This window comes from Streptomyces sp. NPDC048417, from assembly GCF_040651615.1.
In the GTDB taxonomy this organism is placed as follows: Bacteria; Actinomycetota; Actinomycetes; order Streptomycetales; family Streptomycetaceae; genus Streptomyces.
Map to the genome: position 1 here is coordinate 150,064 of NZ_JBEZKI010000001.1, position 26,877 is coordinate 176,940.

Genomic DNA, 26,877 nt, shown 5'->3' on the forward strand with positions numbered 1-26,877 from the left:
AACGGCAGTTTGTCAGGGCGGTCTCGGCCTGCAACGGCACGTTTGCTGCAATCACAGCTAGAGCCTGGCCCTGGTGACGGCACGAGATGTAGCTTCCGCGAGCGCTCTCGTGCCGTCCGCCACCGGTCCCGCCGCAGCCATCCCCATATGGCTCGAGGCACCAGGAGCGAACCCATGAAGTCAATGAGAACCGTGATACAGGGTCTAGTGTCCGGCCGGTCTGCAGGAACAGACGAAACCACCGCTGACGGCCGGGGGTGGTATCACAGGGATGCAGGCAACCTCGGTTGCCGGGCAAGAGCCATGTTCGTGTCAGCGGCCACTGACCTGCCGGTCGTGGTTGTAGTGGCTCCCGCCGTCGCGGTCCCCACCATGATCGTCCCACGAGGAGCCGGTGCCCTGGTCCCGGCGGTGGCCGTCACCACGGTCCCAGCGCTAGTCGTGGTCGCGGTCCGAGCGGTAGCCCTCGTCGCGGTCCCAGCAGTAGTCGTGGTCACTGTCCGACCGGTAGTCGTGGTTACGGTCCCAGCAGTAGTCGTGGTCACTGTCCGACCGGTAGTCGTGGTTACGGTCCCAGCAGTAGTCGTGATCGTGGCCCGACCGGCGGTCGTCGCTCCGGTCCCAGTTGTGCTCGTGGCCGCCGCCCGAGCGATGGTTGTCGGCCGCGACACTGACGGCCGGACGCTGGACATGAGGCGGAGCCGTAGTCGGTGCCGGGGGTATCGCGCCGGCTGCGACGACGGCCTCGACTCGCGCGAAGGCCCACGACCTCGAGGTATCTCTGCAGCAGTCGAGGCGTGCGTGCCGTCTTTGGGACCCCGCTCGTGGAGGTCGCCGTGACGACCACTACTCCCACCTGAAGCGTGGCGCCAGATCGCCAACTCCGGTGCCGTCCGGTTCGCTGTCGCGTTCGCCACCGGAGTCCTGCTCTACCAGCAGGGCCGTTGACGCAGGCCGCGATCGGCGGCCTCGGCGCCGAGGCGGGACTGATCGTCGGGTACTACGGATACGCCGAATTCAGGCGTGACGGCATGAGCGGATGCGATCCTCGTCTACTCCCTCATCGAACTGCCCCTCTGGGCACTCTCCGCATGACACGCGGCACCTCTTGATCACCCCGGCGGCAGCCACTCGTTGATGGCCGCTATGAGGACGGTCGCTTCCAGAAAGTCCATCACAGCCACCTCGGGCAGGGGAGAAAAATGGGCGCCGGTACTCAGGAGAGCACCGGCGCCCACGGCATGGCACCTCTTACCGCCGACCGCTCTCGGGCTGCTCGGACTTCGGTTCCGGCGCGCCCAGGCGGCGGCGGTGCCGTCAGGCCCAGGTGACGGCGTCCTCGACGGGCACGCGGGGCAGCCGCGGGAACCACGGGTCGACGCCCGGGTGACCGATGTTGACCACCAGATGCGAGCGCCAGCTGGTACCGGCGAAGAACTCCTCGTCCACGCCGGCCTTGTCGAAGCCCCCCATGGGACCGGCCCCGAACCCCGCCGCACGGACCGCGAGCAGGAAGACCCCGGTCTGCAGTGCCGAGTTGTAGGCCGCGATGCTCTCGCGCGTCACCATCTGGTCGGCGAACGCCGCTCGCAGCAGGTCTCCGCGGGCCGGGAAGACGGTCGGCATCTGCTCGTGGAAGTCGACGTCGTACGCCAGGACCGCCACGGCCGGCGCACTGAGCGTCTTGGCCCTGTTGCCCTCGTCGAGATGCCGGACGAGTCGCTCCTTGCCCTTTCGGGTCCGCACGAAGAGCACGCGCAGAGGCTGGCCGTTGGCGGCGCTCGGCGACCAGCGGGCGAGTTCCCAGATCATGGCGAGTTCGTCGTCGGCAACGGCCACCTCGGCGAAGGTGTTCGCGGTGCGGGCCTCGGTGAACAGCACCTTTCGTCCGGCGTCGTCGAGGACATCGAGGGCCTGCGGTTCGCGGTCGGTCACGCTCATCATTTCTCTCTTACTTCGGTTGTGTGTGGTGCCGGGGCGGGTTGACCGCCCCGGCACCACCCCATGGGGACGGGGTTTGCGGAGCCGGGCGGGGCACTAGGACCGGTGCTGTCACGTGGGCCTATGGCCCCTGGCCGACGTCATAGGTGGTGTGCTGACCGCTTGCTCCGCTCCGCGCCCAGACGGGCGAAGTAGGCGATCAGTTCGGGGTTGTCGACCGCCGCGGCGTTCAGGACCTGATCGGCAGGGGCACCCTGGAGCAGGCGCTTGACGGGAACCTCGAGTTTCTTGCCGGTTCTCGTGTGCGGGAGGGCCGGTACGGCGAGGATCTCGTCGGGGACGTGGCGGGGTGAGGCGCCGGCGCGAATCGCGTCGCGGATCCGGTCGCGCAGGGAATCGTCCAGGCCGACCCCGTCGGCGAGGACCACGAAGAGCGGCATCCAGTAGCCGCCGTCGGGTTCCTCCGCGCCGATGACGAGGGCCTCGGTGATCTCGGGGAGGCGTTCGACGACGTCGTGGATGTCGGCACTGCCCAGGCGCACGCCGTTGCGGTTGAGGGTGGCGTCGGAGCGGCCGTGGACGATCACCGAGCCGTGCGAGGTCAGCGTGATCCAGTCGCCGTGCCGCCACACGCCCGGGTAAGCGTCGAAGTAGGCGTCGCGGTAGCGGCTGCCGCCGGGGTCGTCCCAGAAGTGCAGCGGCATGGACGGCATGGGCCGGGTGACGACCAGTTCGCCGACCTGGTCGAGGACAGGGGTGCCCGTCGGGTCGTAGGCGGCCAGCGCCACGCCCAGGCTGGGGGCGGACAGCTCCCCCTCCCAGACGGGGGTCGTGGAGGCGCTGCCGGCGAAGCCGGAGACGATGTCCGTACCGCCGCTGGTGGAGGCCAGCTGGACGCCGGCGCCCACGTGGTCGCGGACCCAGGGGTAGGCGGAGGCGGGCAGAGCGGAGCCGGTGCAGCCGACGACGCGTATGGCCGACAGGTCGTGCACGGAGGGTTCGATGCCCAGCTTGGCCATGGTCAGCAGGTACTGAGGACTGGTGCCGAAGACGGTGACTTTGTGACGGGCCGCCAGCTCCCACAGGACGTCCGGACGCGCCTGCGGTACCGGGCTGCCGTCGTAGGTGCAGGTGGTGGCACCGGTCAGCAGGGTGGAGACGACCAGGTTCCACATCATCCAGTGGGTGGTGGTGTACCACAGCAGGCGGTCCCCGGTGCCCAGATCGGTGTGCAGGCCGAGGGTCTTGAGGTGTTCGAGCAAGACCCCGCCGTGCCCGTGGACGATGCCCTTGGGCAGTCCAGTGGTGCCGGAGGAGAAGACGACCCACAGGGGGTGGTCGAACGGCACCGGGGCGATGGTGAGGTACTCGACGCGGGTGGCCGCGTCCTCCCAGGGAACCGTCAGCACCGAGTCTCCGCCCTCGGGCCACGCAAGGCCCACGTGGTCCACGAGCACCGTGGCCTTCAGCGTCGGCAGTGCAGCGGCGAGTTCGAGCGAGGCGGCGCGGCGGTCGTGGGTGGTGCCGTTGAAGAGGTAGCCGTCAGCGGTGATGAGCACCGTGGGTTCGAGCTGGGCGAAGCGGTCGGCAGCGGCCTTGGGTGCGTAGTCCTGGCCGCATACCGACCACACCGCGCCCAGGCTTGCGGTGGCGAGGAAGGCGATGACGGCGTGGGGGGTGTTGGGCAGGTAGCCCACTACTCGGTCGCCCTGTCCGACGCCCAGGCCGCGCAGGCTGGCTGCGACGGAGGCGACTTGGGCGCGCAGCTCCCGGCCCGTGATCTCGTAGCAGGATCCGTTCTCGTCCAGGGCGGTGATCGCGGGAGCGTCAGGCTGCAGGTTGCGCAGCGCGTGGTGGGCGTAGTTGAGGGTGGCGCCGGGGAACCAGCGGGTGCCGGGCATGGTCTCCTCGGCCAGCACCCGCTCGTACGGAGTCGTCGCGTCGATGTCGAAGTACTCCCACACCGCGGCCCAGAACCCTTCGAGGTCGGTGACGGACCACTGGTACAGGGCTCGGTAGTCCGTGGGCTCCTGGATCTCTCCGGCGCCCCGGTGCCGGGCCGCCCATCGGGCGAAGTCCGCGATGCGGCTGCGGGCGGCCGACTTCGGGTCGGGAGTGAAGAAGGGTTCCGTATACGGCTCAGGGTGCGGGGTGGTCATGGTGTGGTGCTCCTCGTCAGGCGGGCCGGGCGTCGGCGGTTCGGCGGGCCGTGTGCAGCAGGGGGGCCCAGGCGACGGTGTCCGTGAAGTCGCCGGTGCCGGCCGGGACGGTGTCCATCACGACGCGGTCGGGGCGCAGCAGGACGGCGTCGGCACGGCCGCGTGCCAGCCAGCCGGCCAGGGTGCCGTCGTCGCCTTGGTCGTCGACGTGGATCGTCGGGGCGCCAAGTGCCGTGGCCACGGCCGTCATCTGCGCCGTGGGCGGTACAGCGGTCAGGACGGCGAAGGAGTGCCCGAGGACGTCATCGAGGCGCACTCGCCTGCCGTCGTGCCGTAGCCAGGGCTGCGGGCAGAAGGTGCCGGCCAGCACGCGACCGGTCAGCCTGGGGCGGCGCCGTACGAGTGGACCGGCGGTCAGGGCGGGGCTGAGGTCACGGCTCACCGCCGCGGTCACGCCGGGGATGCGACAGACCGTGCCCACGGCGGCCCGGCGCAACGCCGCACCGCGGTCCTGTCCGCCGGTCATGGCCCAGCCGACGGCGACCGCGATCCGGATCACATGGCGGGCGTGAGGCTTGCGCTCGCGTTCGTAGGTGTCCAACAGCCCCTCGGGTGCGCCCTGTTGGAGGACGCGGGCGAGTTTCCAGGTGAGGTTGCGGGCGTCGCGCAGGCCCGCGCACAGACCCTGGCCGACGAAGGGCGGGGTGAGGTGGGCGGCGTCGCCCAGCAGGAAGACGCGCCCCCGGCGCCACCGATCGGCGAGGCGGGCCCGGAAGGTGTACTGGGCCTGCCGGATCACCTCGAAGTCGTCGCCCGGCGAGGCGTCGGGCGGCAGGTCAACCCAGGGGGCGACCAGCTCGCGCAGGCGCGCCCACCCGCCCGGGCCGTCCAGGGGCTGATCATCGGCCAGCCGGAACTCCCAGCGGTAGCGGTACTCGCCGACGCGCATGAACGTGGCCGGCCGGGTGGGGCAGCAGATCTGCTCGACGCCTTCCCAGGTGCGCACCGGGCGGCTGGTGCGCACGTCGATGACCCGCCAGCTCTCCTCGAAGTGCAGGTCCTCCCAGACAGCGCCGATGGCGTCGCGGGTGAGGCTGCCCGCACCGTCGCAGCCGAGGACGGCATCGGCCCACAGATGCTCCTCCTCGTCGCTGCCGTCGCGGCGGAAGGTGACCCGGACCGGACCCGTGGGATCATCCGATCCGTCGGTGTCCTGGGTGACGGACACGACCTCCACCCCGCCCCACAGCTCGCACTCCGGGCGGCGCGCCAGGGCGTCGCGCAGCAGGCGTTCCAGCTCGGGCTGGTCGAACATGCTGGTCTGCGGGAAGCCGTGGTGCCCGTGCAGGGACCGCGGGAATTCGCTGATCATGCGGCGCCGGGCGTCCAGCAGCCGCAGCCCGCGCGCCGGGCGGGCGAGGGCGGCGAACTCCTCGTGGACGCCGACACTCTGAAGGATCCGGCGGACCTCGTCGTCCACGACAACGGCGCGCGGCAGGGGGTAGACGTCCCGGTGGCGTTCCAGGACGACGCTGCGCACGCCGCGCCGGGCGAGCAGGAGGGCGGCCGTGACCCCCACGGGTCCCCCACCGATGATCACCACCGGTCTCCGGGATGCGTCCTTCATGGTGCGTCCGTAACGGGGGTCCGCTGCTCGCCAAGGTCGATCTGCCCGTCGGGGGTGGCGATCGTGGCGGTGATGAGGTCACCGTCGCGCAGGTAAAGGGGGTTCTTGGCCTGGCCCTTGAAGAACGCCTTCCACTTCAGCACGGGCGGCAGCAGGGCGGCGATCTTCTCGACAGGCTTGGGCGGGGCCTTCAGGGCGGTGCCGCCGGGCGTGCCGGTCAGCAGCAGGTCGCCCGGATCGAGCGTCTGGAAGCGGGCGAGCAGGGTGAGCGCCTGTGCGGGTCGTACGATCATGTCGGCCAGCGTGCGGTCCTGGCGCGGGGCGCCGTTGACCGACAGCCGCAGCCGCAGGTTGAGCAGTTGGTCGAAGTCCCCGGGCTCCAACAGGGCCAGGTACGGCCCCGTCGGTGTAAAGGTCGGATAGGACTTGCTCTCGTAGAACTGGGTCTTGGTCAGCTGGACGTCGCGGGCGCTGACGTCGTTGGTCAGGACAAGGCCGGCGACGTAGCGCGGCAGGTCCTGCTCCTCGACGACGGTGCCCACGGGCAGGGTCGCGCCCATGACGAGGCCGAGTTCCACCTCGTAGTCGAGGAACTTCACATGCGCGGGGCGGATGATCGTGTCATGGGGGCCGCTGACCGAGCCGGACGCCTTGCGGAAGAAGGTGGGGGGGATGTCGCCGGTGAAGCCCGAATCCTTGGCGTGGCTGCGGTAGTTGACCATCTGGGCGACCACCCGGCACGGGGTGGTGACCGGAGGCAGCGCCACCAGGTCGGCGACGGGCGTGCCGCTCTCGGTGGAGGCGGCGGCCTCGCGGACCGCGTCCCGGTCGGCGAGCAGTTCGGCGGTGGTGACGGCCTTGGTCTTGATGCGGACGGCGCGTTCGTCCCGGACGACCCACCAGCCGTCGGTGGTACGCAGAACGTTGGTGCTCATGAGCTCATCGCTTTCATCAGGCCCAGCAGGCGTGCGGGGTCGAGTTCGTTGTCGTCGCGCAGGGCCCTCATGACCTCGCGCAGCTTGGCGGGGGAAGGGTTGGTGCCCAGGAAGTCGCGGGTGACCGGCGGGCCCCACTGGGCCAGGCCGCTCGCCGACATCGGTGCCCAGCCGGGCTCGAGGTCGCAGGAGAAGAGGTCGCCGTCGGCGAAGTGCTCCAGCATGAAGTGGTCGGGGTCGCGCCAGTAGTCGAACAGCTGGCTGCCCTGGATGTGCCGGCCGATGCCCCAGCTGCGCTTGTAGCCGCGCTCGGCGAGGTACTCCCCACCGGCACCGATCGCGTCGAGGTCGGTGACCTGGTAGGCCGAGTGGACATAGCCGGTTCCGGGCCCCAGGTGCAGGGCGAGCGTGTGGTGATCGACGGCCACGCTCTCCTGGTCGCACCGGATGAACGCCATCGTCGGCCCGCGCCCGCGCTGCCCGTCCAGGAACAGGAAGTCGGACACGATCATCCCGAGGGTGTCCAGGTACCAGTCCAGGGTGCGGGCGAAAGACCGTGTCTCCAGCACCACATGGCCCAGCCGCTGGATACGGGACGGCTCACGGGGCGGGCGCTGGGTGGCGTTCGTACGACGGTGATCTGTACCGAAGTTGAGGATCAGCGGCTCCTGCTCGGCCAGCGCGGGCAGCTGCTCGGCGCACTGCACGACCCGGACCGGCAGGCCCGAGGGATCGAGCAGGGCGACCGACTGCCCACCGCCCGGTACGCCGATGTCCCGGACGGTACTGCCGGTGGCGCGGGCCAGCCGGTCGAGGTCGGCCCGCTCGGCCGCGCGGAACGCCGGTCCGATGAACCGGGACGCACGCCCCCGCCGGATGACCGTGCAGGGTGAGCCCGCGAAGGTGCCGCGCAGCCACAACTCCCCCTCGGTGCGGGCGGCGATCGCGAACCCGAAGTCACGCGCGAAGACCTCAGCCCGGTCCAGGTCCGGCTTCTCGAACTCAAGCCAGGCCAGATCCGCCACCTTGATCACGGGATTCCGGGAACGTCCTGGGTGCTCTCCGCGCAGGGCGCCCTGCTCACTGTGGAGGTCTTGGTGGGGCGTCTGGGGATCGGCCCTGTTAACGGGGGTGTGGGACATGGTGTCCTCCAAGCAACACTGCTGTAATGAGGAAATCATCAACTTTGCCGTAACCCATCGTCAATAGGGTGGATCCAAATAATTGATAACCTCATCAGTAATGGCAGACTCATCGCGATGGTTGTTACACTCGCCGTATGCCGACGTCAGCCCCGCCCAAGAACCGCTTCGAGCGACGCCGCGCCGAGACCCGCCAGGCGCTCGTCCGCGCGGCCCGGCAGATCCTCGCGGAGACCGGGGACACCAGCGCCAGCATCCAGGCCATCGCCGAGCGCGCGGACGTCGGTTTCGGCTCCTTCTACAACCACTTCGAGTCCAAGACGGAGCTGTTCGACGCCGCGGTGACGGACGCCCTGGAGGAGTTCGGTCAGGCCATCGACGAGCGTGTCGAAGGGATCGCGGACCCGGCCGAACTCGTCGCGGCGGGCTTCCGGCTCACCGCCCGGATGGCCGACTCCCATCCGGAACTCATGCGGATCCTGCGTGATCGCGGTCTGGCCCACATTCACGCCCAGAGCGGCCTGTCCCCACGAGCGCTCCGCGACCTGGAGATCGGCATCGCCACGGGCCGCTTCACCTGCACCAACCCGACCACCGCCCTGTCCGCCCTCGGCGGGACCCTGCTGTCCCTCGTGGCGCTGAGGCTGGCCCGCCCCGACCTCGACGGCGACGAGGCGGCCTCGGACCTGGCCGAGATGGTCCTGCGCATGCTGGGTGTCCCCGCCGACGACGCCCGTGAGGTCACCCGGCGCGCCCTGCCCGACCTCACCTGATTCCCCCGCCCGAGGCGACCTCTGGACGACTCGTCAGAGCGAGGCTGCGGCGGACCGGGTCACCGATCTTGTTTGCCGACCGGCGCATTGCGCAGGCGGCGTCGGCGAGCGGGATGTGGTCGGTGATGGAGGGGCGAGGTCGAGGCGGCCGGCTGCGGTCAGCTGCACGAGTTCGGTGACGGACTCGGGGGCGCCGCCGTAGCGGCCGCACACCCGAGTGCACGGGTAGTTGAGGGGCAGGCCCCTGGGTGATGCTGAAGATGCCCTCCGGGAACTGCTTGAAGCTCGCCGAAGTACGCGACCGGGTTGGTACCGGGATCTGCGGCGTGTGGCCGAGGATCGGAATTCCGCGCGGGGACCGTGTGAGGCGCAGGCCGGTCTCGGGCTGGGTGGTCATGGGCTTGCCCGTGTGCGGCGAGAGGGGGAGAGCAAGGACGTCGTTCGATGCGAGGAAGCCGCCGTTGCAGCGTCGTCCCAGATTTCCATACGTCGCAACTGGTACCATACAGCGTATGGAAAAGAAGGCTCCCCGGGGGACCAGGAAGAGGGACGTCCCGCTCACCAAGGACGGCATCTACGCCATGGCGCTGCAGCTCATCGAGGCCGACGGGGTCGAGGCGCTCAGCATGCGCAAACTCGCGACCGCGCTGGATGCGAACCCGATGTCGCTGTACCACCACGTGCCGAACAAGGACGCCGTGCTGCGTGGCCTGGCCGAGCGCGTCGGCTCGCAGTTCCGGGCGGGGGCGCGGGAGGACCTCCCCTGGCAGGACCGCCTGCGCCAACTGGCTCTGGGCTTCCGTAAACTGTCGCACAGCCATCCGAAACTGATGGCGTACTCCTTCGCGCGAGCCGACTACGTCCAGCCGGAGGACCCCTTTTGGCAGGGGCTCATCAACATCCTGTCTGCCGCGGAACTGCCGGCCTCGGAGATCCCGCGCGTCGCTGCCTCCCTGTGCGCGGTTTTCACGGGGCTGCTGGTCAGCGAACTGACCGGAGCGCTGCAGCGGTGGACCACCCTGCCGCCGGCACCAGCCGGCCCCGACGGGGAAGACGCCCACTCACCCGCTAAGGACGTGATCGACGCGATGTTCAACTGTGCGCTGGACGCGACGATCGTCGGCTTGGAGAGCCACATCGCACGAACCCGCAAGGAGCCATGACGGAGCGGAGCGGCTGCCGCGCGCTCGACTGACGCACAACTCTTCGTTGCCTCAGTGACTGCGCGCTGAGGCGGCGAAGCGGCGGACGTCAGAACGCCGTTCATGCCCCTCCGACTCATGCAGAATGTCCCGCACGCGGAGCGCAGCCACCTGTGGTGCTACGCCGGCGGCGACCAGGAGCGCGGTCACCGCAGCTTCACCCGCAGGATCCGCCCAGCTGGACGCGGCGTTCTCCGCGGCGAGGGCCAGCATCAGGGCTTCCAGCGCCAGGGCGAGGACAGGCGCGGGAACATGGTCCGCGAACACGCCTTCGTCCTGACCACGTCGCACGGTCGCGGTGGCCTCTTCGCGCGCCGGTGCCAGAGTGGCTCGGATCGCCTCGTCTCCCAGATCGCGGCGGCCCAATGAGATGAGCATGCGGTACTGGTCGCCCACCGCCCATGCCGCCAGGGCCATCCGCGCCGTCGCCTCCAGCGGGTCGGCACCTGGAATACGGGCCGTGGCGAACGCCTGTTGAAGCGCTTGGCCTGCTTCCTGCGTCAGGGCGGCGACCAGCGCTTGCCGGCTGGAGAAGTGTCCGTAGAGGGTGCGCCGCGCGACGCTGGCCGCCTGAGCGATGCTGTCGAGACTCGCGTCGGGGTTGTCCCCCAGTTTCTGCCGAGCGGTCGCGAGAATACGTGTGCGATTTGAGCGAGCATCACTGCGCCGCGGAGTACGGCCCAGGGCATCGGCCATCTGCATGATTCCCATCTCCACTTCGGATCATGTGCGCCGCTACGGAGGACACCGGGTTCTGGCGCCCGGCTACGAGTCGGCGGCAGCGGGGTTCCGCGGCCTTTGGAGGGAGGAGTCAGCTCGGCGCCGCGCCCCTGCCCGACCTCACCTGGCCCGGAGTCGGCGCGTGCCAGGCCAGCAGATGCCGGAAAGCCGTGGGCGCCGGTGCTCCCTCAAGCACCGGCGCCCACTCACCCCTGCCCGAGGTGGCTTTGATGTCCCGCTGGACGTGTCAGGGGACGAGGATGAGGCGGATCGGGTCGCCGATCTTGTTCTCCAGTCGGTGGGTCGCGTCGGCGGCGTCGGCGAGCGGGATGTGGTCCGTGATGGAGGGGGCGAGGTCGAGGCGGCCGGCTGCGGTCAGCTGCACGAGCTCGGTGACGGACTCGGGGTAGCCGCCGTAGTGGCCGCGCACCTGCTTCTGCATGTAGTTGAAGGTCAGGCCCTCGGTGATGGTGAGGGGCCTGGGCGTGATGCCGACCAGGATGAGGGAGCCGCCCAGGCCGAGTGAGGAGGCGGCCTGCTCGCGGACGGCGGGCACGCCGGCACAGTCGAAGGCGAAGTCGAGGCCCCGTCCGGCGGTGGCGGCGCGCACCTGGTCGGCGAAGTCGTCGGCGGTCGGGTCGAGTGCGATGTCCGCGCCGAAGGCCAGGGCGCGTTCCCGGGCGCTGGGCAGCGGGTCGACGGCGATGATCGGTGCGGCGCCGACCAGGCGGGCGAGGCGTACGTTGTGTGCGCCGACTCCGCCCACACCCCACACGCCGACGGACTGGGCGGGGCGTACTCCGGCGGTGGCGACGACGGCGGCGTAGGGGGTCGAGACCGCATCGGGGATGATCGCGGCCTGGTCGAAGGGGAGGCTGTCGGGGATGGAGATGAGGGTGTCCTCGCGGGCGAGGGTGTACTGGGCCCAGCCGCCGTCGTAGTCGATGCCGGCGGTGAGCATCTGGGTGCAGGGGCGGCGACGCACGCAGCCGGCGCACTGGCCGCAGGTCTTGCCGGCCTCCAGGGTGACGCGGGTGCCGACGGTCAGGCCGCGCTTGAGGTCGGGGCCGAGGGTGTGGATCACGCCCGAAACCTCGTGACCGACGGTGACCACGTCTGAGGTGGCGAACAGCGGGACGAGGGAGCCGTCGATCAGGTGGACGTCCGAAAGGCAGACGCCTGCAGCCTTCACCTCGATGAGGATCTCGCCCGGACCCGGCACGGGGACGGGGACCTCCTCCACGACGAACTTCTTGCTGTCCAGGTGGAAGCGTCCGGCGAGCATGGTGTCCATGGTGATCTTCCTTCTGTGAGTGGCACTCCCGGCGATTCGGGCCGATCGGTGCCGTGTGGTGTCGGGCGGGCTTGTGGTGGCCGGGGAGGCGTGCGGGGTGGCTGGACGGCCGCACGCCTCCCGGCGTCGGGGTCAGGCGAAGACGTCCTGCTGGTAGTGCTCGTCGGCTTCGAGCTGGGCGAGCCACTGCTGGGCGGTTTCGTCGTCGCTGCCGGTCCGCTGGCGGTGAATCGCGGCGAGGGCCTCGCGGACGGCGGGTGCCATGCGGCGGCCGTCACCGCAGACGTAGATGTACGCGCCGTCTTCGATGGCCTGCCACACCGTGTCGGCGGCGTTGGCGATGGCGTTCTGCACGAACCGGGCCGGGTGGCCGCTCACCGCGGAGAAGGCGGTGTGGACCTGTGCGATCCCGGACTGCTCCCAGGCCTGCATCTCCTGGCGGTAGAAGTAGTCGTGCTCCGGGTGGCGGCAGCCGACGAAGACCTGCGACAGGCCCACCTCGGTACCGTTCTCCTGCTGCGAGGCGCGCTCCTCCAGGAATCCGCGCAGCGGCGCGATGCCGGTGCCGGGGCCGATGAGGATCAGCGGCGTGGCGGGGTCGGCCGGCGGGGCGAAGGTCGGGGAGGGCACGCGCACGTAGCCGTAGAAGACGTCTCCGGGCTCGAGTCCGGCGATGTAGGAAGAGCAGGTGCCGCGATACTGGCCGTCGCCGGACAGGGCCGGGCCTTCCAGCAGGCCCACAGTCAGGCGCACGTGGCGCGGGTTGGCCAGCGGGGCGGAGGAGATGGAGTAGAAGCGGGGACGGATCGGCCCCGTCATCTCCAGGAACACGGCCAGCGGCAGTTCGACCGCGGGGAAGCGCTCCAGCAGGCCCAGCACGGAGATGCGCTTGCCGAGGATCTCGTTCTGGTAGCGCTCCTCGGCTTCCTGGGTGTCGGCGGTGTAGGCCTGCAGCTGCGGCCGGGTCCACGGGCACTCGGTGTGCTCGGCCAGGATGCGCACCTGGGTGCGGGTCGCCACGTCCTGCAGCTCCAGGAACTCAGTGAGGAGCAGGCCTGCGGTGACGGGGGCGCCTACCGGCAGGTGGGTGCGGCCGCCGGCCGGCTGGTCCAGGCGCAGGACCTGGTCGCGGTCGACGCCGAGGCGGGCGAGGGCGCGGTTGACCAGTGCCGGCTCGTTCTTGGCGAAGACGGCCAGGTGGTTGCCGGTGTCGTAGGTGACACCCTCGGGGAGCTCGATGGTGATGGACTTCGCCGACGGGCGCGGCGGCTCGAGGCTGAAGTCCCACAGCCCGGTCGCGTCGGCCACGAGTTCCTCGTTGGCCACCACCGTGAGGGGGTAGGCGTGCTCGGAGACGATCGCGGGGCGCACGTCCGCCTCGGTGAGCAGCTGGACCTGGTAGCGCGTGCCGCTCGCGTCGGAGGTGTCGGCGGCGTACTCCTCGGCCAGGGTGGTCCACAGGGTGTCCATCCAGCGGGTGGCCATGCCGTCGAAGTCACCGGCGGCGTCGGCGATGCCGCGCTCGATGATGGGGGTGGCGCCGGCGGCCAGCAGGGCTTCGTCGATCCGCTTGGGGAAGGCCTGGTAGGTGGCCACCCACTGGGTGTTGCCGGCGCCCAGCAGCGCGAGCCGCACGTTCGACAGCGAGCCCTCGGGCAGCCCGGCGGCGATCAGGTCGTCGAAACGCTGGGCGTTGTCGGGGGCCTTGCCGTTGTAGCTGGCGGCGACGACCACGAGCAGGCCCTCGGTGGGCAGGTTGTCGCCCAGCTCGTCCAGGCTGGTGAGGGTGGTGCCGAAGCCGGAGCGCTCGCCGCGGTCGGCGATGGTGCGCGCCAAGTCCTCGCAAGAGCCAAGGCTGGAGCCGTAGGCGACGGTCAGGTTCACCCCGACACCGCTGACCGCGGCCTGCGCCTGCGTGTCGTCGGTCTGCAGGTCCACGGCGCCGAAGACGGTCCGCTGGTGTTCCTGACGGCGCCGGACGACCAGCTGGAAGTCGCTGGGCTTGCGCGTCAGCGCTTCCTTGACGTCCATCTTGTAGTCGCTGGTGTCGGAGAACTTGAGCTTCTGCAGCACCAGCGCGAGGGCCAGACGGGACTCGGTGAGCGCGAACTGCCGGCCGATGCAGGCACGCAAGCCGTTGCCGAATGGCTTGTAGGCGTGCGGGTGCTGCTGGGCGCGGTTCTCCGGCAGCCAGCGGTCGATGTCGAACTCCTCGGGCCGCTCCCACGCCTTGGGGTGGCTGTGCAGCGGGCCCTCGAGGATGTTGACCCGCGTTCCCTTCTTCAGCTGGTAGCGGCCGCCGATGACGGTGTCCTCCAGCGGGGCCTTGCCGAATGCCGGGATGGGAGCCCACAGGCGCAGGGTCTCGTCCAGGATGCGCGGGATGACGTCCAGCTTCATGATCGTGTCGTAGTCCGGCACGGTGTCGCCAGGCAGCAGCCGGTCCACCTCCGCGTAGGCCTGGGCCAGGACGTGCGGGTTGCGCATCAGCGAGTAGGTGGCGAACGACAGCAGGCCGCTGGTGGTCTCGTGACCGGCGATCAGGAACGTCAGCACCTGGTCGCGGACGTTGTCGTCGGCCAGCAGCTTGCCGGTCTCCGGGTCGGTGGCCTCCAGCATCAGCCCCAGAAGGTCCTCCTCACCGCTGCCCTTCCCCTGGCGGCGCTCCTTGATGACGCTCTCGACCAGTTCCTGCATCTGCTGGATGTTCTCGCGGTACCTCTTGTCGTCCGCCTTGCGGAACTTGGTCATCATCGGCAGCTCCTGCGAGCGCCGCAGCGACTCCACCAGCGCGCCCAGCAGCGCGTTGAGGAAGGGGTGCAGCTCCTCCTTGTCGAAGGACTGGAACCGGTAGCCGAACCCCGACAGGGCGATCGTGTCCAGGGTGAGCCGGGTGTAGTCGTCGGTGATGTTGACCGGCTGACCCTCCCTGCGCTCCCACTTGCCTACCAGGTTCTGGGCGATCTCCAGCATCTGCCCGTAGTAGGCCTTCATGGCCCGCTGGCTGAAGGCCGGCATGAGGACACGGTGCGCCATACCCCATTCCTCTTCGTGCTGGTGGGCCGTGAACAGGCCCGCTCCCGCGAAGTCCCGGACGTGATGCAGCGGCGTCTTCTCGATCTGCTTGAAGAACCGCGTCTCGTCGCAGACCTCGGCCACCAGGTCCGGGTCGTAGACGAAGACCTGCTCGATGCCGGCGATGTCCATGCCGTAGATGCCCTCGGGGAACTGCTTGGACAGCTCGCCGAAGTACTCCACCGGGTTGGTGCTGGGGATCTGCGGCGTGTGGCCGAGCAGGGGTATCCCGCGCGGGGACCGAATGGGGCGGAGGTCGTTCGACGTGGTCATGGCTTGCTCCTTTGTGCGGAGAGGGATGGGCAAGGGTGCCGGTCGATGCCGCGGTGCACCACAGAAACATACGCCGTACGGAAAAGAACCGTACGCCGTATGGAACGTCGAGCGCAACCCGGGCCGCAGAAGTGTCTACTCCGTCACCGCGCGGTCCAGCTCATTTCCATACGCCGTACGAAACCGCTACCGTACGGCGTATGACAAAGGCGAAGCTTCCCCCGCGGGGAACAAGGAAGAGAGACGTGCCCCTGACTGAGACCGGGATCTATGCAGCCGCCCTGCGGCTCATCGACGCGGACGGGGTCGAGGCGCTCACCATGCGCAAACTCGCGACCGCGCTGGATGCGAACCCGATGTCGCTGTACCACCACGTACCGAACAGGGGCGCCCTGCTGCGCGGCGTGGCGAGGACGGTCGGCGGCCAGTTCCGCACCGTGACCCTGGAAGACGCTGCCTGGCAGGAGCGCATCCGCCTGCTCGCCACAGATTTCCGGACGCTGGCGCACCGCCACCCCAACCTCATGGCCTACTCGTTCAGCCAGCCGGACTTCATCCAGCCCGAAGACCCGTTCTGGGCTGCGCTCACCGCGACACTGGACGCCGCAAGGGTGCCGCACTCAGAGATCCGGCCGATCGCCGCTCTCATGTGCGCGGTCGTCATCGGTGTCCTCACCGCCGAACTCAACGGCGCGCTTCACCAGTGGTCGAACCTCGAGCCCGCCGGCCCCGCTGCCGGCGAAGACGGGCCCGCGGACGCAGGCCCTGAGGAGGACCGCATGTTCCGCCTGGTGATGGACACGATCATCACGGGCATGGAAAGCCGACTCATCACCGACGGTGACGGCCAGGGCGCCGGCCATTGATTTTGCAGTCCTGAAGCGTTGCGGCCTGAGGCCGGCCCGTGGTCGGGCGGGCGCAGGCTGCCGCGCAGGGGGAGGCGCTCATCTCATCCCCAAGAGGCCTTCTCCACTCGGCCGTTGCAGATGCGCGGTGTGCTGCGGCTGGGCCCGGGCGACCGATCTGTGGCCGACCTGATGGTTACACCATCGGCGGATCCACGTGCGCGCTCTACGGGCACACCCTGCCCTACGCCACCTCGCGCTCAGTCTTGCTGCTGATTCGCTGGCCTGGATGGTGTGCGTGGTCCGCGGTCTCGTACGGTCCCAGGAACCGCAGCGTCCGACAGTGGCCAGGGCCCTGGACGCTGCCGTGCGGCTCGCTCGCACTCCGGGCGACGACCCGCGCATGACTCGGCCGGCCGAGCTTCGGACGCGGCAGCAGCCTGGCTCACGGTGCCGCCGGTACGTGTTCACCCCCGGTCGGCTGGGCCTCCATGTCACCGGGCGTCGGTCGCCCGTACTGACGGGCACTCAACCGGGTCTTCGGCAACTTCAACCGTCCCCCGACCTCGCCGATCTCGTCCATGCCCGTTGCCGTCCGGCGAGCGCCTTGGCGGAGTTGCGCGGCGTTCTGAATCGACCGAGAAGGTCGCCGCGGACTTCGAGCGGCTCAGTACCTGTCACCGCAAGGGTGAGTCGGCGGTGGGCGTCAGCACGGACTCGGCGACGCCGACGATCTGGCTGATGTCGAAGCCCTCCATGTCCGCGCGGAATTCAGGGCTGGACAGGTACGCCTGCAACCGCTCCTGAACGTCGTCGGCGTCCCGGTAGGAAACGAGGGCGTAAAGCTGGGGCGCCTCACTCCCGGCAGCTGCGGGCACCGTCCAAACGCCGTGCGTGGCGATCCTGTGCTTGGCCATACCGGGAATGTGCTTGGACCAGATGTTCTCGTAGGCGACGAGCGCCTCAGGGCTGCGCAGTGTGTAGACACGAAGCTGGTACTGGGACATGAACACTCTTTCCTTCTCTTCTGCTGCCGAGACAAAGATCCCCAGCGGCACGGCGGTTGGGAGGCTTCTCTCAACCTTTCGCGAACAGGTTCGCCAGTTCGAGCTCCCAGTCGATGTGTCCGGACTCGGTGCCCCGTGGCACCAGCGCCTCCGTGTCCTCTAGTAAGGTCCTGACATCCTGCACGGGAACCTCGAGCAAGGCGATGCCCGCGGGAGACCCGAGGACGATGTACATCGCTTGGTCACCACGGCCGACGGCCGGCCAGAACCGGACGTCCCCACAGCCTGCGGAACCCGTCAGGCCGTCGGCCAGAAGATCACGCCCCAGGACCCATTCGGCCGGCTCGTCCGTGTCGGTGAAGAAGGCGGCACGGACGACATAGGGATCAGTGGGCTCGAACCGCAGGTTCATACACATGGACAGCGAGTAGGTGCGCGAGATGACAAGCTGCACGGCCACCCCCTGCATGACGGTCTTCAAAGACTCCATCGACTTCCACTCCTGACTGGGCGGCGGTCAGCGACCGCTGATCTCAGCCCGGCCATCGTGGTGCCAGCCATGGATCTCGTCCCAGGAGTAGCCCAGTTCGAGCAGGTAGCCGACACCGTGGTCCCAGCGGTAGTCGCCGGCGTTGACGCTGAAGGCCGGGCGCTGGACGTGCGCGGATGGAGAAGTCGCGGCCGAAGCGGTGCCCCCGGCGCCGAGAACGGCGACCCCCGCGACCGCCACGGAGAAAGCGGTGACGGCAACGCGCCTCGTGAGCTTCTTCATGGTCTTTCCTTCCCGATTGGTGCGATCTGCACTATCGGCTGTATGCAGCCGAAGTGCGGCGCCCGGCGTGGTCCGAGCAGACTCTTCCATACGGCGTATGGAAGCACTCCATCAGGATTACCATACGACGTATGGAACTGTCGAGGCGGCGAAAATGGCCCGCACGGCCGGCAGCGGCATGACCAGCTCGACGTCCTCGCCCAGACCGCTTCGGCCGCCTGGACGAAGTCCGCCTGGCCTTCCAGAAGATGCTCACCTGAACCGACCATCTCGGGTTATGCGCCGCGGAGATCAGCCACACCGGCGAGCAACTTGCCAGCAATTCCCGGGCGTTCGTCCACCTTTCCCTCATCGGCGCGGCCTTCGGACTCGACCACGTCCTGGGCTGAGCCCTCGCCCCTGAGGGACGAGCCGCCCGGGATTTCCGTCTCCGGAGCCGTGGCATGCGGGCGCCCGGGTCCGGCCCCATGCTGGAAACGAGGGGTGCGACAACGGAAGGAGACACACAAGCCGCCGTTCCTGCGGCTCGACGACCCGGAGCACCACAGGCTGCGCACCCTCGCCATGCGGCCGTTCGGCCCGCCGCACATCCCGGGCCGGGTCGACGCCATGCGCGGCGAGATCGACCGGATCACCAAGGAACTGATGGAGTCCTTCGAGGCGGGCCGGCAGATCGACGTCGTCGACTTGATTTCGCCTACCCACTGCCCGTCACGGTGATCTGCCGCCTGCTCGGCGTACCGCGCGAGGACGAGCCGCTGTTCCGGGCCTGGTCCGACGCTCTGGTCGCAGCCGCCGACGTCAAGCCCGAGGAGGACACCACCGAGACGGACAAGGCGGGCGACCAGGCGCGCATCGAGATGGGCGGGTATTTGGTGAACCTCGCCGAACAGCGCCGTGGCAAGCCGAGCGACGACATGCTCTCCGCCTTCGTCAACCGGACCCGGCCCTGCGGCTCACCCAGGAGGAACTCGCGGAAACCGCCGTGCTGCTCCTCATCGCGGGACACGAGACCACGGTCAACCTGATCACCAACGGGGTGCTCACCCTGCTGCGCCACCCCGAGCACCTGGACCAGCTGCGCCGTGACCCCGACCTGCTGCCGCGAGCGGTGGAGGAACTGCTGCGCTACGAACCTCCGGTCCACGTCCGTGAGCGCCTCCCGCTCGCCGACATCGACGTCGCCGGTAAGCCGATCGCCCAAGGTACCCCCGTCGTTCTGGTGCTGGCCTCGGGCAACCGCGACCCCAGGCGGTTCCACGATCCCGACCGGTTCGAGCCCACCCGCCCGGACAACGAGCACTTCGGCTTCGGCAGCGGCAACCACGTCTGCTACGGCGCACCCCTCGCCCGCATCGAAGCCCAAGCCGCGCTGGGCGCACTGCTCCCCCACCTCGGCACGGCACGCCTGGCCCAGGACCCGCCCCCCTACCGCCAGAACGCCATGCTCCGCGGACCCCGCCACCTGCCCATCCAACTCTGAGGCTGAGGGGCGGCGACAACAGGCGAGAGAGACCAGCCACCCCGGTCCATTACGCAGGCCGCGGGAGCCGGTGCGGAGTCGGCGCCAGTCGACCGGTGCGCGACACGATCCTCTTCACGCTGCAGCGGGAAGGGGCCGCCGGGCGAGGTCACGGGCCTCATCCGGGGCGAGGCCGAGCATGTGCAGGATCATCTCGGCCATGGTGCCTGCGGCCTGGTCGCTGTCGGCCTCGGGCTGGTTGGACCACAGCTCCAGGAGCGCCAGCAGGCTGCCGTTCAGCACGGTCAGGGCGATCACCGGGTCGAGCACGGTGAACCGGCCTGCGGCCATGCCCTCCTCCACGTCGCGCTTCGCCCGCGGAGCCAGTCCGTCGCCGGCGCATATCCGACCGAGCTGGCTGTGGCACAGGATCTGCATGATCTCCGGGTATGACTCGGCCATGCGCGCGCTAAGCCGCACGCCCCCAGCGAGGCGCTCGGCGGGATCATCGACGCCGTGCAAGCGTTCGTCGACGGCTTGGGCGTACTCCTCGAGCGCATCGGCCACGGCCGCGTCGAACAGGTCCGGCTTGCCCGCGAAGTGGTTGTAGAAGGAGCCGAGGCCCACGTCCGCCCGCTCCGCGATGGCATGGATGCTGGCGCCGGCGCCACCAGACTCGGCCAGGATCTGCCGCGCGGCGCGGACGAGTGCGCGGCGGGTCTCGGCACGACGGCGTTCGAATCGGTTCCTGCGTGGGGCTGGCATCGGCATGCTCCCATGAATAAGAGCAGCAATTCTGATGGATTCATCATTGCACCCACCCACCTCGGGCGTCCACTCTCGCCCACCAATTCCGGCCCTGCGGTCGCGCGACGTGACAGCGCACTGTCACATCTGACGCTTTGATCAATTCCGGGGGACTTGACGATGAAGCGCTCGTATCTGACTATTTCATCAGAACTGGACAAAGTGGCCCAAGGTTGGCAGAAGTCGCGCCGGTGGACCACTCAACCATCGGTGAGGTCGCGCGCTCCATCACACGTCCGGCGCGGCCGGTCCCGCCGGGGCGCTCCTCAGCCCCCGGCCAACACCGTTCCACCACGGCTACAGATCGGCCCGACGCCGTACACGCCGACGCTGTCTCACACCTCCGCACCGAATGGGAAGAACCGGATGACGAACACCGACCACACGCCACTCGCCGAGCCGGTGAGCCCCCGAGAGATACCCGATGCGGCAATAGCGATGCTCGATGCGGAGGGGACCCTGGTGGGGTGGACGCACGCCGCTGAGCAGCTTGTCGGGTACTCGGCCAGGGAAGTGGTGGGCCGGTCCGCCGCACACGTGCTGCCGCCCGCCGAGGACGCCCCGAGTGCTGCAACGTTTGCCGAGCAGTGCCGTGCCCAGAATGGCTGGTCCGGCACCGTGACGGTCCGCCACCGCGACGGCCACGCCATCAAAATGACGCTGCGGATCTCGCTGCTGTGGGGGCAGGACGCCAGCACCCGGTGGCTGGTGTCCGTGACCGACATAGGCACCCTGTCCTCGGGGGCTTCCAACGGAGCTGTGCGGGAGTCGCTCCTGGCCCACGCACCGATCGGCATCGCCGTCTATGACCCGCAGCTGCGCTGTACCTGGGTGAGCGACGCCATGGAGCGCCACGTTGGCGTTCCTCGTGACCGATGGTTCGGACACCGCCTGAAAGATCTGATCCCTGGCTTCGAGGCGGAAGCGCTCGAGTCAGTGATGCGGCAGGTGCTGGAGAGCGGCCCCACCAAGGTCCACGAATACCGGGCGTGGCCGCCGGCGGACCGGGGCCGGGCGCACGTGTTCTCGGCCTCGTTCTTCTGCCTCCAGGACGCGGACGGCAAGGCACTGGGCGTGTGCTCCATGAGCGTGGATGTCACCGGCAATCGGCGGGCGCGCGAGCGCCTTGCCATCCTCAGCGAAGCCAGCACGCGCATCGGCAGCACCCTCGATTTGATGCAGACCGGTCAGGAACTGGCCGACCTTGCCGTGCCCCTGCTGGCCGACCACGCCATCGTCGACCTGGTGGAGTCGGTTCCGTTCGGCGTGGAGCCCTCGGCGCGGATCGGCACGACGAGCGACCGCCCTGTGTTGCGCCGTGCCGGGGTGGCCTCCACCGAACAAGGTGTCCTGGAGTTGCCGGCGGTGCGCGAAGAGGTGATCCACGTCCCCCCGACCTCGTCATTCGCCGCCGCCCTGCGCACGGGCAGGTCTTACCTGGAACCGGTGCTGGACACCCATGCCGGCCCATGGGTCGACCACGACCCATCGCGAGCGCAGAAGGTCCGTGACAGCGGGATCCACTCTTTGATGGTCGTACCCATCCGTGCGCGGCGCTGCGTGCTGGGATTGGCGCTGTTCGGCCGCTCCACGGAACCGACGCCCTTCCAGGAGGACGACCTCCTCCTCGCCGAGGAGCTCGTCACCCGGGCCGCGCTCAGCCTGGACAACGCTCTCCAGTACGCTCGCCAACGCACCGCGGCCCTGACGCTCCAACGCGACCTGCTCCCCCAGCATGTGGGAGGCGGCGCCGCCCTCGATGTGGCCTCGCGCTACGTGCCGGCTGACATGGACCACGGCGTGGGGGGCGACTGGTTCGACGTGATCAAGCTGTCTGGCGCCCGGGTGGCCCTCGTCGTCGGAGATGTGGTCGGACACGGCATCAACGCCGCGGCGACGATGGGCCGATTGCGCACCGCCGTCCGCACGCTCGCGGACATGGAATTGCCTCCCCACGAACTGCTGAGGCACCTCGATGACACGGTCAGGCGGCTGAGCGAGGAAGACGCCGACGCTCCGGACCAGTTCCCCGCGGCGGTGGGCGCCACCTGCCTGTATGCCGTCTACGACCCGGTCACCCGGCGGTGCACGATGGCGCGGGCCGGGCATCCCCCGCCCGCGATCATCGACCCGCAGGGCCATATCACTTTCCCCGACGTGCCCGCCGGAGCCCCGCTCGGCCTCGGCCTCGGTCTGATCCCCTTCGAGTCCGTGGAACTGGAACTGCCCGAGGGAACTCTGCTCGCGCTCTACACCGACGGTCTGGTCGAGTCCCGCGACGACGACATCGACGTGGGCCTGGATCGCCTGGGCGCCGCCCTGGCACAGGCCGGTTCGTCCCTGGAAGACCTGTGCTCTCAGGTGATCGAGACCTTGCCCACTCAGGCCTCGGCCGACGATGTCACCTTGCTCCTCGCCCGGACTCGCGGACTCGAACCGGCCCAGGTCGCCTCCTGGGAACTGCCGAACGATCCGGCCACTGTCCGCGTCGCCCGGCAGGCAGCCGCCCATCAGCTCAGCGAATGGGGGCTTGAGCATCTGGTGGCCACCGTGGAGCTGATCGTCAGTGAACTGGTCACCAACGCAATCCGCTACGGCGGCGGGCCGATCCGCCTACAGCTCATCCACCACCAGGTCTTGACGTGCGAAGTCTCCGACAGCAACACCAGCCACCCACGCCCCCGCCATCCCCACATCATCGACGAGAACGGCCGCGGTCTCTTCCTCGTCGCTCAGTTGTCCCGCAGGTGGGGGTCCCGCTCCGCAACGGACGGCAAGGTCGTCTGGGCCGAACAAGACCTGCCCTCCAAAGCCGTTGCGGTGTGACGCGCTGCCGACCGGGCGGCCGACGGCCGCCACAGCATGCCGATCTCTCGAGCCGCAGGCTCTCGCAAAGGAAACCAGAGATGGATATAGAGAATGTCAAGAACGCCTGCTCGGCAGACGCCTCCCAAGGATCGACGGGCCTCTCCGGTTCCGGTCCCAACGGCAGGTTGTACGCCTTCGACGGTCTGGCAGCCGCCGTGCTCGACAATCGAGGCGCGGTGGTGCGGTGGACCGGGACAGCAGAGGACCTGACGGGGTTCCGAGCCGAGGAGGTCTGTGGCCGCCCCGTGCAGGAACTGGTGGCCGACCTCCCGGACGACCTGCGCGGCGCCACGGAAATGCCGACGTCCGGCCGGGTACGGCTGAGGCACCAGTGCGGCGACACCATCGATGTCACCTTCCGGACCACCAAGGTGGGGAGCTCGGCGGAGGTCCTCGTCCTGGCGGCCCCTACACACCACGTCGCCGACCACGAGCAGGGCGCAGCGCTCCTGCGTGCACTGTCCGCACAGAACCGGATCACAATCGCTGTGCATGACACGGATCTCAGCACTGTGCAGACGAACGCCACGCCGGGCACTCTCGACGGCCGTCCAGTACAGCCCGGCACTCGGCTGAGCGACGTGCTGTGCGCCAAGGATGCCGAGAACCTCGAGGCAGTACTGCGCCAGGTACTCGAGACGGGTGCCCCAGTGGACCGCAGAAACCAGCAAGTGAGCTGGCGGCACGATCCGGCGCGGCAGCACGCGCTGTCGCTGTCCGCCTTCCGTCTCGAGGACGCACGAGGACGCCCCACGGGGGTCGCAGCCCTGTACTTCGACAACGCCGACCAGATGCGCGCCCGCCGTCATCTGGATCTCGCCCGCGAGGTGGCCGAGCGAGTAGGAAAATCCCTGGATGTCGTGCGCACTGCGCAGGACCTCGCGGACGTTCTCGCACCTGCGTTCGCGGATCTCGCCGAAGTCGACCTTGCGCACTCCGTCTTCGACGGGGAAGAGCCCTCGAAGGAGCTAGGCGGCGGAGACATGGGCAACGCGGCCCTTGCGCCGGCCACCGCGGTGTGGCCGGCCGGCATCAAGCGCGGCGAGCCCGTCCCGCCCCTTCCCGACCACCCCCTGCTGTGCAGCTTCCGACACGGCGAGCCAGTCGTCTTCGGTCTTGACGAATTCATCGCCATGGTCAGCGACCCGCAACTGGTCGAGTATCTCGTCCCGAGGGACGCCCCCCGTTCGGTGATGGTGGCACCGTTGCATGCCCGCGGGCTCACGCTCGGCGCCATAACGGCCTGGCGCTGCGGCCGATCCGACCCCTTTACCGAGGACGAGGCGGATCTCATGAAGCAGATCGCCTCACGGGGTGCGCTCGCCATCGACAACGCCCGCCGTTACACGCGCGAGCACAGGGCGGCCGTAGCGCTGCAGCAGAGCCTCCTCCCCCCGGCCACGACCGACACTCCGGCAGCCGAGACCGCCGGCCTCTACCTGCCCGCAGGCGGCGGAGCGGGCAGCAGCGGCGACTGGTACGACGCCATTGCTCTGCCCTCTCTCCGGGTGGCCCTTGTCGCCGGAGACGTAGTCGGCCACGGCATGCCCGCAAGCGCCACCATGGGCCGCCTGCGCGCCGCCATCCAGACCCTCGCGGACCTGGAACTCGAACCGGACGAGCTGCTCACCCGGCTCGCGGACCTGATCCAGCGCCTCGCGGCCGAAGCCCCGTCCGGCGACCGCGACATCGTCGGCGGCACATGCCTGTACGCGGTCTACGACCCGGTCACCAGGCGCTGCGCCATGGCCAGTGCCGGGCACCCGTCACCCGTCCTGGTCCGGCCCGACGGGACTGCCCAAGCAGTCGGGATCTCCCCGGGGCCACCACTCGCCCTCAGCGGCATGCCGTACGAGACCACCGTGATCGACGTCGAGCCGGGCAGCGTCCTCGCTCTCTACACCGACGGCCTGATCGAACGGGGCGATCGCGACATCGGCCAAGGCCTGCCGCGCCTGACGGAAGCCCTCGCCGCGCACTGCCGTCCGGATCGTGCCCTGGACGAAACCGGCCGGGCTCTCCTCGCCGACCTGGCAGACCAGGCCCCGCGCGACGACGCGGCCCTGCTGCTGGCCCGCACCCGCGCCGTCCCAGCGACGGACACCGCTCACTGGGAGATCCCGGCCGATCCGGCCGCCGTCTCCAAGGCTCGAGAGTGGATAACCCGCCAACTCACCATGTGGGGCCTGGACGACCTCCTCTTCACTACTGAACTCATCGTCAGCGAACTGGTGACCAACGCCATCCGCTACGGTCGCCCGCCGATGGACCTCCGTCTGATTCACCACCACGTCCTGGTGTGCGAGGTCACCGACTCCAGCAGCACCCAACCCCGCCTGCGGCGTGCCCGCACAACCGACGAGGGAGGACGCGGCCTGTTCCTCGTCTCTCAACTCGGCGGACGATGGGGCTGCCGCCACGGCCAGAACGGCAAGACGATCTGGTCCGAGCAAGCCATCCAGGATTCCCCCTGAAGCTACGGCTCACCAAAGTGGGTTGAGGCAGAGTCACCCACAGCTCTGATGTGGGCCCGGGGAACTCACGTCCCGATCCGCCCCGCTGCCGCCCCGGTGATCTCTTCGGGACTGTAGGTCCGCAACAGTTCGTTCAGCGTGCACTCCAGCTGCGCTCGGCGCGTGGACCGGTCACGGGCCAGCGCTTGCGCGATTGCCTCCTGCAAGTACTCCTCCGGGGTCTTCCGCTCGGCTGCTGCGCAACTCCGGATCCGCTCGTGGACCTCCTCGCTCATCGGAATGCTCATGAGGTACTTGCCGTCAGGTCCTGGGAGCAGGCTGCAGAGCACGTCGATGGGGAGTACATCCTCCAGCCGCTTCCAGATCTTTCTTATGGCCCTGCCTTCGTTCTTGGCCGACACAAGCACCACGAGCCGCTTCCGGTCGTCAGCGGCCGCCATGAGCAGGGCGCTTCCCTCCTGTGCGGCCCTCAACTCCACGGCATCGATGGAGCGGGTCAGGGTGATCTCGATAGCGTGCACGGTCACTGCTCGTCCTCCTGCTGTGGGTTCGAGTGGTCCGAGATGCTGGGCACAGCCGGTCAGGGTCGCTGGCAATGCCGAGGTCGGGCCCCTCACTCAAGAGAGATCTCTCCGTCCGGCAGCCACCCGTCCCAGTAGCCGTCCATGAAGTCGAGCAGCTCCGCGGGCTCGACCACGGCTCTGGCCGAACGCAGCTCGGCCGTCGTCCACCAGCGCGCTTGTGGGCCGAGCGTGAAACGGATGGATATCGGCCAACTCCCGGCCGCGGGCCGCACCACGACGACGTACTGCGTGCCTTCCGACGTGTCCCTGCGTGGGAGCCGGCCGATAAGGGGTGAGACGCGAACCGCGGGGAGGTGAGCGACGCGACGCAGGTGGCGGGCTGCCGCGCAGCGGTTGTTCTCACCGGGACGCATGGAGATTGTCGGTAGCGTCCAGCGAGTTTCCCGGGCGGACGCACTCGGGATCAGGAGAAGTAGGCGCTTCGGGGAGTCGATGATGACGGGACGTACCAGGTCGCCACCACTCGGATCGGCATCGTGCATGCCCCCACATTCCCGTGGTGCTATTCGAATCGCACCTTGTCTACTCCTGTCGGGTGACGGGACCCACCTCCACCGCGGTGCGCGGAAACCGGCTCTCCATCACCAACGCGGGTCTCTCTGCACCCCACGACGCGAGGGTGGAGCGCGGAACGATCGACCCCACCGCGCTGCACTGCGGCCTGGCATCCTGAACCAGCCGCAGCCGGGATCCTCACAGCACTACTTGTTGCGGATCCCGGTCGGTCTTGGGCTTGAAGACCGACCGGGGAGAGATCTCCGCTCCGGTGCAGCGCTGCCAACCCGGGCCAGGCAGCGAAATCTCCTCAGGCCGTCGCCTCGGGCCCCCGTCGAGCCTCTGAGTGCAACCCACAGCCCCTGAGGACGCAGGTGCCGCACCAAGCTTGTCTCCCCTGTCGGGCTGTCCCTGTGCGTGTT

At 69.1% G+C, this 26,877-nt stretch carries 20 protein-coding genes and 1 pseudogene; 7 read left to right on the top strand and 14 right to left on the bottom strand.

What is annotated here, in order from left to right; genetic code table 11:
- Positions 1-1,317 precede the first annotated feature (1,317 nt).
- The 5 genes from AB0D59_RS00655 to AB0D59_RS00675 form a co-directional block, all read right to left on the bottom strand.
- Complete coding sequence (locus AB0D59_RS00655) at positions 1,318-1,941, bottom strand: malonic semialdehyde reductase (RefSeq protein ID WP_362559821.1); 624 nt, start codon at positions 1,939-1,941, stop codon at positions 1,318-1,320.
- Between the two features lie 140 nt (positions 1,942-2,081).
- On the bottom strand, positions 2,082-4,100 hold the full coding sequence (locus AB0D59_RS00660; protein WP_362559045.1) for an acetoacetate--CoA ligase: 2,019 nt from the start codon (positions 4,098-4,100) through the stop codon (positions 2,082-2,084).
- 16 nt (positions 4,101-4,116) lie between these two features.
- A complete protein-coding gene (locus tag AB0D59_RS00665) occupies positions 4,117-5,727 on the bottom strand; it encodes a bifunctional 3-(3-hydroxy-phenyl)propionate/3-hydroxycinnamic acid hydroxylase (protein WP_362559047.1) in 1,611 nt (536 codons plus the stop codon).
- Positions 5,724-6,662, bottom strand: a complete 939-nt coding sequence (locus tag AB0D59_RS00670) for a fumarylacetoacetate hydrolase family protein (protein ID WP_362559049.1) — start codon at positions 6,660-6,662, stop codon at positions 5,724-5,726. Before AB0D59_RS00670 ends, AB0D59_RS00665 begins: the two co-directional genes overlap by 4 nt.
- Positions 6,659-7,804, bottom strand: a complete 1,146-nt coding sequence (locus AB0D59_RS00675; RefSeq protein WP_362559050.1) for a VOC family protein — start codon at positions 7,802-7,804, stop codon at positions 6,659-6,661. Before AB0D59_RS00675 ends, AB0D59_RS00670 begins: the two co-directional genes overlap by 4 nt.
- Before the next feature lie 137 nt (positions 7,805-7,941).
- On the opposite strand from AB0D59_RS00675, the gene AB0D59_RS00680 reads away from it, so the two are divergent.
- Together AB0D59_RS00680 and AB0D59_RS00685 are read left to right on the top strand one after the other, a co-directional pair.
- Positions 7,942-8,577 carry a TetR/AcrR family transcriptional regulator gene (locus AB0D59_RS00680; protein WP_362559052.1) on the top strand — a complete coding sequence of 212 codons (636 nt, stop codon included), beginning with the start codon at positions 7,942-7,944 and terminating at the stop codon, positions 8,575-8,577.
- Positions 8,578-9,089: 512 nt separating this feature from the next.
- The gene (locus AB0D59_RS00685) at positions 9,090-9,740 is read left to right on the top strand and encodes a TetR/AcrR family transcriptional regulator (RefSeq protein WP_362559055.1); all 651 of its coding nucleotides are present in this window, start codon (positions 9,090-9,092) and stop codon (positions 9,738-9,740) included.
- A gap of 51 nt (positions 9,741-9,791) precedes the next feature.
- Here AB0D59_RS00685 and AB0D59_RS00690 read toward each other — a convergent pair whose 3' ends face one another.
- The 3 genes from AB0D59_RS00690 to AB0D59_RS00700 form a co-directional block, all read right to left on the bottom strand.
- Entirely contained in the window at positions 9,792-10,481 is a 690-nt protein-coding gene (locus AB0D59_RS00690) for a TetR/AcrR family transcriptional regulator (RefSeq protein WP_362559058.1), read from the bottom strand.
- Positions 10,482-10,746: 265 nt separating this feature from the next.
- Positions 10,747-11,793: a zinc-binding dehydrogenase gene (locus AB0D59_RS00695; protein WP_362559060.1), complete on the bottom strand. Its 1,047-nt coding sequence runs from the start codon at positions 11,791-11,793 to the stop codon at positions 10,747-10,749.
- 132 nt (positions 11,794-11,925) lie between these two features.
- Positions 11,926-15,141 carry a cytochrome P450 gene (locus AB0D59_RS00700; RefSeq protein WP_362559063.1) on the bottom strand — a complete coding sequence of 1,072 codons (3,216 nt, stop codon included), beginning with the start codon at positions 15,139-15,141 and terminating at the stop codon, positions 11,926-11,928.
- A 200-nt stretch (positions 15,142-15,341) separates the two neighbouring features.
- Here AB0D59_RS00700 and AB0D59_RS00705 point away from each other — a divergent pair, with 200 nt between their 5' ends.
- Entirely contained in the window at positions 15,342-16,007 is a 666-nt protein-coding gene (locus AB0D59_RS00705) for a TetR family transcriptional regulator (protein ID WP_362559066.1), read from the top strand.
- Positions 16,008-16,663: 656 nt separating this feature from the next.
- Here AB0D59_RS00705 and AB0D59_RS00710 read toward each other — a convergent pair.
- From AB0D59_RS00710 to AB0D59_RS00720, 3 genes are all read right to left on the bottom strand, one after another.
- On the bottom strand, positions 16,664-16,993 hold the full coding sequence (locus tag AB0D59_RS00710) for an NIPSNAP family protein (RefSeq protein ID WP_362559069.1): 330 nt from the start codon (positions 16,991-16,993) through the stop codon (positions 16,664-16,666).
- Between the two features lie 70 nt (positions 16,994-17,063).
- On the bottom strand, positions 17,064-17,483 hold the full coding sequence (locus tag AB0D59_RS00715) for an SsgA family sporulation/cell division regulator (RefSeq protein ID WP_362559072.1): 420 nt from the start codon (positions 17,481-17,483) through the stop codon (positions 17,064-17,066).
- Between the two features lie 27 nt (positions 17,484-17,510).
- Positions 17,511-17,765 carry a hypothetical protein gene (locus AB0D59_RS00720; RefSeq protein WP_362559075.1) on the bottom strand — a complete coding sequence of 85 codons (255 nt, stop codon included), beginning with the start codon at positions 17,763-17,765 and terminating at the stop codon, positions 17,511-17,513.
- 510 nt (positions 17,766-18,275) lie between these two features.
- On the opposite strand from AB0D59_RS00720, the pseudogene AB0D59_RS00725 reads away from it, so the two are divergent.
- Positions 18,276-19,248, top strand: a pseudogene (locus AB0D59_RS00725) (cytochrome P450); the annotation flags it as partial.
- Between the two features lie 114 nt (positions 19,249-19,362).
- Here the strand turns inward: AB0D59_RS00725 and AB0D59_RS00730 are convergent.
- Positions 19,363-19,998 (bottom strand): TetR/AcrR family transcriptional regulator, encoded by a 636-nt coding sequence (locus AB0D59_RS00730; protein WP_362559077.1) that lies wholly within the window; start codon positions 19,996-19,998, stop codon positions 19,363-19,365.
- 402 nt (positions 19,999-20,400) lie between these two features.
- Between AB0D59_RS00730 and AB0D59_RS00735 the strand changes: the two genes are divergently transcribed.
- On the top strand, positions 20,401-22,860 hold the full coding sequence (locus tag AB0D59_RS00735) for a SpoIIE family protein phosphatase (protein ID WP_362559079.1): 2,460 nt from the start codon (positions 20,401-20,403) through the stop codon (positions 22,858-22,860).
- Between the two features lie 80 nt (positions 22,861-22,940).
- Positions 22,941-25,376: a SpoIIE family protein phosphatase gene (locus AB0D59_RS00740; RefSeq protein ID WP_362559081.1), complete on the top strand. Its 2,436-nt coding sequence runs from the start codon at positions 22,941-22,943 to the stop codon at positions 25,374-25,376.
- Between the two features lie 65 nt (positions 25,377-25,441).
- Here AB0D59_RS00740 and AB0D59_RS00745 read toward each other — a convergent pair whose 3' ends face one another.
- The gene (locus AB0D59_RS00745; RefSeq protein WP_362559083.1) at positions 25,442-25,903 is read right to left on the bottom strand and encodes a hypothetical protein; all 462 of its coding nucleotides are present in this window, start codon (positions 25,901-25,903) and stop codon (positions 25,442-25,444) included.
- A gap of 86 nt (positions 25,904-25,989) precedes the next feature.
- On the bottom strand, positions 25,990-26,175 hold the full coding sequence (locus tag AB0D59_RS00750; RefSeq protein ID WP_362559086.1) for a hypothetical protein: 186 nt from the start codon (positions 26,173-26,175) through the stop codon (positions 25,990-25,992).
- A 320-nt stretch (positions 26,176-26,495) separates the two neighbouring features.
- On the opposite strand from AB0D59_RS00750, the gene AB0D59_RS00755 reads away from it, so the two are divergent.
- On the top strand, positions 26,496-26,633 hold the full coding sequence (locus AB0D59_RS00755; protein ID WP_362559089.1) for a hypothetical protein: 138 nt from the start codon (positions 26,496-26,498) through the stop codon (positions 26,631-26,633).
- Positions 26,634-26,877 lie beyond the last annotated feature (244 nt).